At 47.0% G+C, this 11,857-nt stretch carries 8 protein-coding genes; 2 read left to right on the forward strand and 6 right to left on the reverse strand.

Going from position 1 to position 11,857, the window contains the following annotated elements:
• Window positions 1–25: 25 nt before the first annotated feature.
• The 5 genes from NSB28_RS15565 to NSB28_RS15585 all read right to left on the reverse strand — a co-directional run bounded on the left by NSB28_RS15565 (window position 26) and on the right by NSB28_RS15585 (window position 6,013).
• On the reverse strand, window positions 26–1,072 hold the full coding sequence (locus tag NSB28_RS15565) for an NAD(P)-dependent alcohol dehydrogenase (RefSeq protein WP_109747537.1): 1,047 nt from the start codon (window positions 1,070–1,072) through the stop codon (window positions 26–28).
• A 9-nt stretch (window positions 1,073–1,081) separates the two neighbouring features.
• Window positions 1,082–2,695 carry a glycoside hydrolase family 43 protein gene (locus tag NSB28_RS15570; protein ID WP_109747536.1) on the reverse strand — a complete coding sequence of 538 codons (1,614 nt, stop codon included), beginning with the start codon at window positions 2,693–2,695 and terminating at the stop codon, window positions 1,082–1,084.
• Window positions 2,696–2,741: 46 nt separating this feature from the next.
• Window positions 2,742–3,563: a carbohydrate ABC transporter permease gene (locus NSB28_RS15575; RefSeq protein WP_109747535.1), complete on the reverse strand. Its 822-nt coding sequence runs from the start codon at window positions 3,561–3,563 to the stop codon at window positions 2,742–2,744.
• Window positions 3,560–4,540, reverse strand: coding sequence for a carbohydrate ABC transporter permease (locus NSB28_RS15580; RefSeq protein ID WP_109747534.1), 981 nt, complete (start codon window positions 4,538–4,540; stop codon window positions 3,560–3,562). The genes NSB28_RS15575 and NSB28_RS15580 overlap by 4 nt, the downstream gene beginning before the upstream one ends.
• Before the next feature lie 102 nt (window positions 4,541–4,642).
• A complete protein-coding gene (locus NSB28_RS15585; protein WP_109747533.1) occupies window positions 4,643–6,013 on the reverse strand; it encodes an ABC transporter substrate-binding protein in 1,371 nt (456 codons plus the stop codon).
• Window positions 6,014–6,191: 178 nt separating this feature from the next.
• Here NSB28_RS15585 and NSB28_RS15590 point away from each other — a divergent pair, with 178 nt between their 5' ends.
• Window positions 6,192–7,703, forward strand: coding sequence for a response regulator transcription factor (locus NSB28_RS15590; protein WP_109747532.1), 1,512 nt, complete (start codon window positions 6,192–6,194; stop codon window positions 7,701–7,703).
• 11 nt (window positions 7,704–7,714) lie between these two features.
• Entirely contained in the window at window positions 7,715–9,481 is a 1,767-nt protein-coding gene (locus tag NSB28_RS15595) for a sensor histidine kinase (RefSeq protein WP_109747531.1), read from the forward strand.
• 11 nt (window positions 9,482–9,492) lie between these two features.
• Here the strand turns inward: NSB28_RS15595 and NSB28_RS15600 are convergent, their stop codons facing one another.
• The gene (locus NSB28_RS15600) at window positions 9,493–11,844 is read right to left on the reverse strand and encodes a hypothetical protein (RefSeq protein ID WP_257497565.1); all 2,352 of its coding nucleotides are present in this window, start codon (window positions 11,842–11,844) and stop codon (window positions 9,493–9,495) included.
• Window positions 11,845–11,857: the final 13 nt, after the last annotated feature.

Genomic DNA, 11,857 nt, shown 5'->3' on the forward strand with positions numbered 1-11,857 from the left:
GGCCGCCGCCCCACTGCGCAGCAATTCACCCTACCCGTATAACCCCCTTCACTATCTCAGCCTTATTCTCAACGCATTCCTCTAACGCCTCCTGGATATCGTCCAGTTCAAAATAATTCGTTACTATATTTTGGATATTCACTTTTTTCCCGGCAACCGCTTCTATTGCCAGGGGATATATATTCCTGTAACGAAAAACAGATTTTAGTGTAAGTTCCTTATCCAGAACTGTCCCTATTGGGAGATTCATCATTCCGCTGGCGCTATAGCCGACAAAGACTATCACCGCTCCCTTCCTGGATGCTTTGATGAGACAGGAGGCTGTTATTTCTGAGCCGGCAGTCTCGACCGACAAGTCACACCCTTTTCCCTGGGTCAGCTCTATGATCCGTCTCACGGCATCCTCTTCCTTCCCGTTGATCACCTGGTCAGCGCCAAGCTCCAGCGCTTTTTGAAGCCTTTTTTCTATTACATCCACCACGAAAACTCTGGATACCCCCATGGCCTTTAATGCCAGAAGAGACACCAGCCCTATGCAGCCTGCGCCTGTCACCACAGCAGTTTGGCCTATTTTGGCCCCTCCCTGCATAGCCGCATGGAATCCCACAGCCAGAGGCTCTATCAGCGCTCCTTCAACCGTGCTCATGCCTTCCGGAAGTTTAAAGCACAGGGACGCCTCATGAGTCACATATTCCTGGAATACACCGTCTACAGGAGGTGTTGCAAAAAATACTACATCTTTACACAAATTGTATTTCCCGGCTTTGCAAAATTCACATTCTCCGCATGTTTTTCCCGGCTCTAATGCCACTCTGTCTCCGGGCTTCAGGCTTTCTACATCTTTTCCTGTCTCTACCACTATCCCGCTGGCCTCATGCCCCAGCACAAAGGGAGGCTCCACAACAAAATCGCCAATCCTGCCAGATTCATAATAGTGCAGGTCTGACCCGCAGATCCCCACATGTTCTATCTTCACAAGCACTTCATTATCTTTTGGCACCGGTATGGCAGCTCTGCGGATTTCTACTTTCCTTATATCCGTCATGACCGCCTGCTTCATTGTCTTTTCCATAATATCCTCCTATAACCCCTGATATACAAACCAGTCAAAATCGCCGTAAGCATCTGACTCTTTACCGTTTGAAGTCGCATATGGCCCCAGATATGCACCCGTGAATCCTTCATTTACATCGGAGCTGAGCAGGCTTGCCTCCATGTCTTTCTGGAATGGGATCATCTGATTTTCCTTATACCCGTAATAAAACTCATATGTCTCTCCTGTGCAGAATACAGTGAAGTATATCTGCCCGGCTATTTTCTGCCGGCATTCCCCGCTATCTTCTGTGTATTTTCTGTCTGTAGCCAGTTCGCGCGCAAGCTCCTTTTTAGAATCCTCCACTTTGTACAGCCTGATTACCTGTCTGCCGTCTCTCATACCTGTCACGAAGCTGTAATGATATCTGTCATCCTGCACCAGGCAGATACCGCATTCTTCATTTTCATTCTCCGGCACAAATTCCATCAGGGTTTTGGCCAAAAAACTCTTATGCTGCTGCCTTCTTCCTATAAATGACGGACAGCATATCTCTTCCATTGTCTCCTTTTTCAGATAAAGCCTCAGCCAGCCGCTCCTCTTGGAAAGCGAATAAAATGGCTCCCCGGGCGGATGAATAGTATTCCACTGGAAGGACAGCGAGTCCTCTCCAAAAGAGTCCCAGGAGGGCAGCGGCAGTACCGGGTGTTGCTTTAGATTTGGAAGCCTCTCTTCTATATTTACCATTCCAGTCTCATTATCCGCCATCGGCCAGCCGTCAGACGCCCAACGCATTGGTATCAGAAAAGTTTCCCTTCCTGTGTTGAAATGAGTCTCCTGGTAGGTACGGATTCCCAGAAGCACCATCCACCACTCTCCATTCTGCGTCTCAAACAGGTCACCATGCCCTACTACAGAGACAGGTATATCAAGGGGCATATGCCTGTGGGTGAGGATAGGGTTCCTGGGGCAGGGCTCGTATAGGCCCTCTATCTGTTCTGACCTTGCCATCATTACGCTGTGGTTTACAAAGGTCCCTCCCTCAGCCACCATCAGATAATAGTAACCGTCTTTTTTATAAAGATGAGGCGCCTCGATCCATTTACTTCTGGTGGCTGCACCATCCCAGATGACCGTGCGCTCCCCTTTAAACTGAAAGGTATCTGCATCCAGTTCACACAGGTAGATACCATGATGCCCCTCATACAGCGCTTCCCCGGTTATGAAATTACCTGTATACCACACTCTGCCGTCATCATCAAAAAATAAACTGGGATCGATCCCGTCAGCGCCTTCTATGAATATGGGATCACTCCATGGTCCTTCTGGTGAGTCTGCTGTGATAATAAAGTTATCCCTTCTGGCTTCCCTTCCCTCTGACACAAATGTGTTTATAATGTAAAATTTTCCGCAGTGCCACCGGATTGTGGGCGCCCACAATCCAAGTGAAGTTTCACAATTCTTATAATCCAGCTGTCCCGGCCTTTCTATTCCATGGCCTGTCTGTTCCCAATGTACAAGATCCCTGCTGTGGAACACAGGAAGGCCCGGAAAGTATACAAAAGATGATGTCACCATATAGTAGTCCTCTCCAACCCTGCATATGGAAGGATCAGGGTAAAAACCGGGCAGGATGGGGTTGCTGAATGTCCTTTTTTCCATTTTTCTTATGATCTCCTCTCTGGTATTGGCAGAAGTTTCACTGCCGCTATTCTTTTACTGCTCCCATTGTGATCCCGCTTATAAAGGTCTTAGCTGTCAGCATAAATAGAATAAGCAGGGGGATGATGCCGATACTGAGCGCCGTGATCTTTGCCGCCAAGTCATTCCTGTAGGCAGAATTCAGGTTGATGATCCCAATCGGGACTGTGTATGTATCTGATTTATTCAGCACGATCAGCGGTACTAAAAAAGAATTCCAGTTTGTCACGAAATTCATAAGTCCAAGTGAGGCGATCGCCGGTTTAATACATGGAACAGCTATGGAAAAAAGTATCCTGGGTTCTCCCGCTCCGTCAATTCTGGCGCTCTCCATCAATTCTTTCGGGAAATTGCTGCCTATAAAATTTTTCATCCAGTACACCCCAAAGCCTGTCGCAGCCGGAGGCACAATAAGAGGAAGCAGTGTATTCATCCACCCTATACTCTTCATCTCCACCACAAAAGCCACCAGCCCCAGCTGCGTTGGGATCATCATTGTCACTAAAACAAATGCAAACAGGAACCTGGCGCCTTTAAACTCGTACATGGCAAATGAAAATCCGCAGAGGGTGCTCACAAACAGGGACAGCGCCGTAGCTGACACAGCCACGATAATACTGTTTTTATAATACATTTCAAAATGTGCATTAAATACCGTCTTCAGGTTCTCTATCAGATAGCTGCCCGGAAGGAATGTTATTCCCTTGTAGATATCCTCTGTATACTGGGTGCTCATGATGATCATGAAGTAGAATGGGAGCAGGCAGATAAGAGCTACAAGAACCATGATTACAAAAATTATTATATTTTTTACTTTTTGAGTTTTCATCTGCCGTCCCTGTCCTTTCTCCCAAGAATTTTCATTACAATAAAGGCTGCCAGCGAAAATACCAGGATGAACATAAATGTCCCGTATGCCGCCGCTGCTCCCTTGCCATAGCGCATCTGTGATCCAAATGATGTATCGTAAATATACCAGATGGCAGTCATGCAGGATTTCAGCGGTCCCCCTACAAGACTGGAAGCACCTGTTGACGAAGTCCATGAGCTGAACAGTACCTTAGGTTCATCAAACAGCTGGAAGCCCCATATGATATTCATGATCACCAGATATTCGATAATCGGCTTAAGCAGAGGAATCGTGATCCTTGTGAATTTTGTAAAGCCGCTGGCCCCATCCACATCCGCCGCTTCATATAATTCCATAGATATGCCTGATATACCTGCGTTGAAGAATATCATATGGTACCCTATATACTTCCAGCAGATCATCAGAATGACTATCATCCTTGCCAGGGAAGGAGTCCCCAGAAAATTAATATGCTTGCTGATCAGCCCCGCCCTGGCAAGCAGCTCATTTATAGTGCCTGAATTCCAGTCAAAAAGCAGGCTGAATAATACGCCGATGGCGACAGGTATGGTAATGTATGGTAAAAAGGCAGCTGTCCGAAAGAAATTAGCTCCCTTCAGCTTTCTATTATTAAATGCAGATGCCAGGAGTAATCCGCCTAAAATAACAATAGGAATATCAAAAGCCATAAACAGCAGCGTATTTCCTATCGATTTAAGGAAATACGGATCTTCCGTAAATATATTTTTATAGTTTGACAGCCCTGTCATGACAGGCTCAGTAAATCCATCCCATTCATTCAGGCTGATAAAAAACGTGTAGATAAGCGGATAACAGTTAAATGCAATGTAAATAACAAAGAATGGCAGGATAAACATATAAGGCCACACCTGCCTGCTCCTTATCTTGCGCCTCCCCCCAGTACTGCCTGATGCTTTTACCTTGGGTACCGCCATTTTAAACACCCCTTTCCTTTAACTGCCCCGGCGTATATGACGGTGATGCCTGCCTATATGCCGGGGCTTTTCATTTATTTTTTGTCCGCAGCCTGTGTCTGCCTATTTTTTCAGTTCCGGAGCCAGAGTGTACATCTCATTTTCAAACATGGTGCAGGCTGCCTCAAAGTCAATAGAAGAATCACTGTTCACCGCTTCTGTAACCATTGACCATACTTCCATTATGGTTGCATCATGAGTGCTCACCGGACGTACCTGTATGTTTTCCATTGCCTTGTTAAACAGAAGTTCACCAATATTCTGCCCGCCGAACCATTCGTCATACAGCGCTGCAAATTCCGGATCCTTATAAGCCTCCACATTGGAAGTATTGTAATTTACCACTTCTCTCTGTGTCCTCGTTCCTTCTTCTGTATTCATCCATGAGATAAAATCATACGCCGCCTGTTTGTGCTTTGCATCCCTTGGTATCATGAAGGCTGATCCGCCCCAGCTGAAGCATCCCTGAGGCGGCACGGTCAGCCCCCAGTTTCCTGCCCCCTCCGGATCGTTTGGCTGGATGACGTAGTTAGGCGTCCAGCCCGCACACGGATAAAAGATGTGGAGATCATCCGCATAGGATGCGCTGTATGCAGTTGAGGATTCCAATATATTGTCCACAATGCCCTCGTCCCTGAATTTGATCATCCAGTTCAGAGTCTCTTTTACAGAGGTCATGTCAAGCGTATCATTCTGCACGATCGGCTGCGGGTTCTGCCCGTCCATGATCTGCTTCACATTTGTAAGACTTGCAAACATGTATACCTTTCCGCCGCTTTCCTCCCTGATTTCTTTTCCTTTCTCTAAAAATTCATCCCATGTCTGAAACATTGCCGATATTTCATCAGGATCATCTGTACCCAGATATTCCTTTGCCAGATCCCTCTTATAAGCCAGCCCTGCAGTGCTCACATCCCATGGGAGCGCACACAGCTCACCTTTTTCATTGCTGCACAGTGGGATCTCATATTCAAATATCTGGCTCTTATCAAAGTTGTATGGGGCCGCACTCAGATCCTCCCATATATCAAGTGAGAGCATCGTCCCCCTCTGATTCACCTCGCTGGGCACGATATCCGGAAGGTCCAGCCCTGCACTGATGGTAGTCTGCAGCTTCTGGAAAGATTCCTCCTGCTGGACAGTCACATAATCAAGTGATACGTCAGCTCCTGTCTCTTCTTTATACGCATTAAAGATCTTCTCTATATCTCCCGCGTTCCATCCCCACATAGTGATTGTCTCTGTTCCCTCCCCCTTTGTCTCTTTTTTAGGTTCTGACAGATCTCCTGCCGCCTCCGTTTTCACAGCCTCACTGCTTCCCTTATCGGCTTCAGATGATACACCCCCCGATGTACCGCATCCCGCCAGTGCAGAGCAGATTACAGTAATCACAGTTCCCGTTGCCGCCAGCTTTTTCAGATTTTTGTACCTCATTTTCAGTTCTCCCTTCTCTATGTGCATTTATTTCTTGAACATAGTTAGATTTTAAGCTGTAACATGACTAAAAACAATTATTCAAACTATAGTTTCTGTGTAGTATCTATATATTTGTGCTATGATATGTGCATAGGCATCAGACCTGCTTCACACAAACGCTAAAGGAGTTAACTCAATGGATGGAAAGCTGAATGTAATACTTATAGATGATGAAGATCTGGTTATAGAAGATATGCGGGAATTGATCGACTGGGAGGCAAATGGATTTCACGTTTCCGGTTATGCTTATAATGGAATGCAGACCATGAAGCTTGTCAGGTCTGTCTGTCCGGATATCGTATTTATGGACGTCTCCCTGCCTGACACTGACGGTATCCGGCTGTCCAGGCAGATCAGGGAGCTTTTTCCTGACGTGGTGATCATAATCTTAAGCGGATATATGGATTTTTCTTACGCCCAGGGCGCAGTGGAGATCGGAGCTCTCTCCTACCTGGTGAAGCATCAGATGACACCCTCCCGCCTTCTGGAGGTGTTGTTCCAGGCCAGAGAAACAATTGAAAAAAAGAGGCTTTCACAGCGTCTTGGAAACCGCCTTCTGCTGCGTGATATCCTGGAACAGAATGCAGTCTTACCGGAAGATACGCTGGAACACCTGGCCGCCTACCGGGATTCCTTTGTGCTCCTTCTTCTCTCCCCGGTTACACCTGTCTTTCAGACAGACAGCACCAAAGATCAAATACGCCAGCCCCACTCCTCTGCCTTTTGTACACTGAATGAACCTCAGATGAAGATCCTGGACTTACTGATCTGCCATTCCAATCTCGCCGTATTTATTGGAATAAGCCCGGAAGAAAAGGCCGGAAGGGGTTACCTGGCCCGGCTTGGCCTGTTCGTCAGAAGGCTTCTGGACATTATGCTGCAGACGGCCAAAACTCCTTTTTTTGCCGTACACCTGGGCCGGGAAACGGTAATTTCCGGTCTCCATGACGACTTTAAGCTGTTAGAGTCACATGCCGGGGATTACCGCTTCTGGCCCGGCCAGAATATCATTGACCTGAGCCGTATTCCGTCAGAAGCCTCGGCATTGCCGGCACCTGATACGGTTTTTCTGGACCGTGAGAATTTTCTTTCCCATAACCAGCAGTTTTACATACAGCTGTCAGACTGCTTTGAGCATCTGCTTAAAACAAAGGATGCCGTATTCCTGTCTTCTCTCTGTTCCGGGATCAGGCATCTCTTTCGGGACCTCGGAGAAGAACATCTCCTTGACGGCCTCACCTGCACTTATGCGCCGGACATCCTCCCCCAGGTACAGGAGCACTTCAAAAAAATATATGAGGAAGTACAGCGGCAGCAGCAATACTCTCCCTCTACTAATTACATGATCCGGTATATCCGGCAGAATTATAACCTCAGCCCGTCCCTTCTTGATATATCCGCCACTCTAAAGAGCAGCTCCATGTATCTGGGACAGAAATTTAAAAAGGATACGGGCCGGACATTCCATGACTATTTAAATGAATACAGGATAGAACAGGCAAAAGAACTGCTTTCTAAGACAAACATGAAGATCTTCGAGGTATCTGAGAGCATAGGCATCACAAACAGCCAGTATTTCAGCAGGATATTCAAGGAAATGACAGGCCGTACCCCCAATGAATACAGGGCAGAACATTTTTCTATATAGAGGTGTACTAAATGAATCACAGTTTAAAATTCAGAATCTTAAGCAGAATGGTCCTGAGCATCAGCATCATATTTCTGGTCCTTTCTGTCTCTATCTTATTTGTTATCTCAGATATCCTCCGCTTTTCACTGGAAAGCCGCGGAAAGGATGATATGCAGCTGCTGGCCTATTATATCAGCGATGCCCAGGAGGATGCAGAACAGGCCAGCAAGATCCTGGCTATCAATGAAAATGTGCAGCAATTCCTCATCAGGGAGCAGAAGGAGTCTGTATCCGATGAGGTGACTTCTGTGCGTTCTATGATGTCCTCCATAGAAAAAAGCGTACTTTTGCATGACTATGTCCAGAGCTTCTGTATTGTCTCTAATTCACACAGGGGCTACTGGAATACAAGTCCTAACAGCAATGATTTTCTGGAATGGTTTGAGGAGCATGCACTTGGAGGAAGCTCCGTCATGGATTTCCGCGGCTTTACTGATAATTATACATTCCCGGTCACTATAAACAGCTCACAGCCTGTGCAGCTTGTAAGCTATGTCTGCCCTGTCACCAGCATTACAAGAGATCACCAGTTGACGATTGGAAGGCTTATCATCAACCTGAACTTTGACCAGCTCATCTACAAGCTGAAAAACCAGTCAAATATATTCAGCCAGATAGCCATATTGAACCAGGACAGAGAACTGCTGTATCTCTCATCAGGTGATGAATCTGAATTTATGGAGGCTGCATCCGCCATCACCTCCAACTCCCAGAAAATAGGCGGAAACTATTATATTTCCCAGTATCTTCCCTCCACCGGGTGGTATCTGGTCACTGCCGCCGACATGTCCCAGTCCATACATTTTCTCCAGGGCTCCTACGTTGTGATCGGTATCATTATCATGCTTTTTATAATCCTGTGTATCCTGTTCTGCCTCTACCCTCTTCTGAACAAGATAACAGCACAGATCGGCGGCTTAAGCAGTGCCATTGACCAGGTCAGGCTTGGCAATCTGGACACAAGTGTACAGCTCACCGGTTCCAGTGAGCTTACTAATATCTCAGAGGGCTTTAATCTGATGACCGTGTCCATCAGGGAGCATATCCGGACGTCTATTGAAGAGACAGAGCGCTCCCAAAAATTGTCCTTTGAACTGCTGGTAGCTAAAATCAATCCCCACTTTATCTACAATACACTGAACTCTATTATTTATCTTGCCCGAAAAGAACAGTGCCAGGATATCATACAGATGACAGGTGCCTTTATCTATCTGCTTCAGGACAGTATCCATCTCGGACATTCTCCTCTGTATGCCCGGTGTGAGAATGAGGCTGAGGTCATCCGTCAGTACATCATCATACAGAAATACAGATACAGGGACCGTTTTCAATTCCATCTGGAATTCCAGCCTGAGCTGAAAGGATATTATATTCCCAGGAACATACTGCAGCCCCTGGTAGAAAATTCTCTAATTCATGGGATCTGCACCGATGATAAACCCGGTACGATCACACTCACCATGAAAAAGCAGCAGGATCTCATGGAGATCGTGCTGCTTGATGACGGTGTGGGTATGGACCAGGAATATGCAGATAAACTGCTTCTCGCCTCTGACGACACTGATGCAGACAGAAGAGCCAGAGTGCGGCCTATTGGCATCAACAACATAGCCGGCAGGCTGAATTACCTGTTTGAAGGCCGCCATGACTTCATTATAAAAAGCCAGGCAGGAGCCGGAACTAAGATAACTATACATATCCCTCTTGTAGATGACCCTGATAAAAACGGGAAATAAAATTGAAATACTTATCTGCTCTGCCCATTCAGAAAAACTCTGTACTTTTCTGTGTCTTTGCCCCGGATCTTAAAGACTATTTCATCTGTCCGGAGGCTCTGTGGTATTTCGGCCTGAATATGGAGCTCGTTATCTGTAAAACAGGCCTCCTTCACTTTAATCCCCCAAAGCCCCAGCGCCTTTTCCTTTGAAGGATCTGCAAAAATCATCCCCATCTTCTTATCCAGGTATTCTGCCGCTGTCAGTATGATGCCGCAGCCCCAGAGAAGGCTGGAATCGTACTGCATGCCCTCGTAACCACAGTGTGCCCAGTTCTCATACGGTAGGTTCTGGAATCCATCCTGCATGGCGGCCGCTGCTCTCTCCAGATATTCCCACCTTCCGGTATCAATATAATATTCATAAAGCAGGATTGCACATAATGCTTCCCTCGCATCATTCCATTCATTGTCTGTATTCTGTACTGTGAATCCGCCATATGTGTCTATTTTTATTCCTGGGTGGTCCCATACCTGCTGTGTCAGCAGCAGATAGTCCAAAACCTCCTGGGCCGCTTCCAGATGGGCAGGATCCCCTGTGATACGGCTTCGCTTCAGATAAGCAAACGAGGCAAAAATAGCCGACAGGTTGCACTGTGGGTACTGGGCTGTATATCCGTCATAGAAGCTGAAAGGCTTCTTGGCACATGACAGAAATGTCTCCAGATCAAACCATCTCTGACGCGGGCGCACATATCTCTCCACAAACTCCACCGCCTGCATACCGCAGGCCGTAAGATCTTCTCTGCCTGTGATTTCTCCCAGTTCCAGCAGGAAAATGGCACTTGCGGCAGTCTCAGCATTAAAATCGCGGAACTGCCGCCGGCTGGGATTTCCCTCCTCATCGAACCAGGATGGGATACAGCCGTCTTCATGCTGCACCCGGGCCAGAAATTCTCCATAGGGTACACAGAAATCTAATATCTCCTGCCTCCGCTGCGGAAATACACTCCTGGCCCAGCATACAAGAAGCCATGCCGTATACGACATCTGCAGCGTGTGGAACTCGTTCCTGTATCCGGCCCATCCGTCATCCCGAAGCCATGTCTCTTCCCCATCTTCTTCCAGATAGCATATGACAGGAAACATCCCCTTTGTCCTCGGAGCGCTCAATATCAAATCCAGGATCTGCTCAGAGCGTTCTGTCCACTCCCTCCTGCCAGTCTTTTCTCCATAACGGTACATCCCATAACCTGTAACCAGCTCCTGAAGCCAGCATGCAAACCATGCATCATGCTTATAGTCGGTCCGGCTGAACCATTCGCCCTGCCGTTTTCCGGTTATTGCCCCTACTGTCCTTCCATTCTTTTCATATGTATAGTAGTCTTCTACAGCTCTTTTATCCCATACTTCCTTTTCCCACTCCTTTAAAGTAAAGATTCCCGGAAAACGTATATTTTCAGCAAGCCCTCTGCTTGTCTTATCCCTGTAAGCGCTGTACCGCTCCCAGATATATCTCACTGCCCTGCGGTATCCCAGCTTCGGCTTCTCATCACTTACCATAATTGAATAACAGTACGTACATGACTCCCCTGATGCCAGATGGATCTGGATAAAAGACTTGTCGCTTCCCCTCACGATGTGGGTATGTCCTGCTTCGCAGGGCTGGTCAGGATCCACTCCCCTGATGCCGATTCCTCCATATGAGAACCATGGGTGTTCATTTTCTGTAACATCCAGATCCATTCCCAGAGGCATAGCTGCCAGATCTTCCTCTGTGATTCCCTCAAGCCCTGCGATGATACCGGCAAATATCTCATTCTGCTGCATCATCACTGCAGGGGTGCGGAAGTTGTAGTGGGAAACAACATCTGTCCTGAATGTCTTGATCCTCTGGCTCCAGACAAAGTCAAGAGGCCCTTCCAGCTCTGTATCACTTTCCCGTTTGGGGATCATATAATTCCACTTGTCTTCTATTGCCCTGAGATCCAGTTTTTTCCTGGCAGTAAGAGTCACTCTGAAATTTATCACATTATCTGCATTTTCTGCTGTCCAGTTGTTTCCCTTCATAAGTATCCTGTCCATACTCACTTCCCGGACCAGAGTATAGTCAGGATGCTCTATGCGGATCTTTGCATTTCCATCTGTACAATCGATCTCCTCTGTCCTGCTGTCATCCTGATAATATACTGCAAATAACCTGTCGTCCAGCAGGTTGGCCGCATGTGGAAAAGACTCCAGGACAAGCCTCTCCGTGGCACCATCTGTCAGGCTGATCCTTTCCCTGTACGGCCTTCTGTGTGCTTTGCCCTCTTCTGCTCCTCCTCTGTCAAATGATATTTTTAACTTCCCTTTTGTAATTGAATCTTTCATTTTAATATCCATCGCCCCTGTTCCT

Source organism: Murimonas intestini, assembly GCF_024622195.1.
Classification (GTDB): domain Bacteria; phylum Bacillota; class Clostridia; order Lachnospirales; family Lachnospiraceae; genus Murimonas; species Murimonas intestini.

What these genes read in the sequence shown, in the direction of transcription:
- NSB28_RS15565 (WP_109747537.1), bottom strand. Translation starts at nt 1,072, where the DNA reads ATGGAAAAGACAATGAAGCAGGCGGTCATGACGGATATAAGGAAAGTA.
- NSB28_RS15590 (WP_109747532.1), top strand. Translation starts at nt 6,192, where the DNA reads ATGGATGGAAAGCTGAATGTAATACTTATAGATGATGAAGATCTGGTT.
- NSB28_RS15600 (WP_257497565.1), bottom strand. Translation starts at nt 11,844, where the DNA reads ATGGATATTAAAATGAAAGATTCAATTACAAAAGGGAAGTTAAAAATA.
- NSB28_RS15580 (WP_109747534.1), bottom strand. Translation starts at nt 4,540, where the DNA reads ATGGCGGTACCCAAGGTAAAAGCATCAGGCAGTACTGGGGGGAGGCGC.
- NSB28_RS15575 (WP_109747535.1), bottom strand. Translation starts at nt 3,563, where the DNA reads ATGAAAACTCAAAAAGTAAAAAATATAATAATTTTTGTAATCATGGTT.
- NSB28_RS15595 (WP_109747531.1), top strand. Translation starts at nt 7,715, where the DNA reads ATGAATCACAGTTTAAAATTCAGAATCTTAAGCAGAATGGTCCTGAGC.
- NSB28_RS15570 (WP_109747536.1), bottom strand. Translation starts at nt 2,695, where the DNA reads ATGGAAAAAAGGACATTCAGCAACCCCATCCTGCCCGGTTTTTACCCT.
- NSB28_RS15585 (WP_109747533.1), bottom strand. Translation starts at nt 6,013, where the DNA reads ATGAGGTACAAAAATCTGAAAAAGCTGGCGGCAACGGGAACTGTGATT.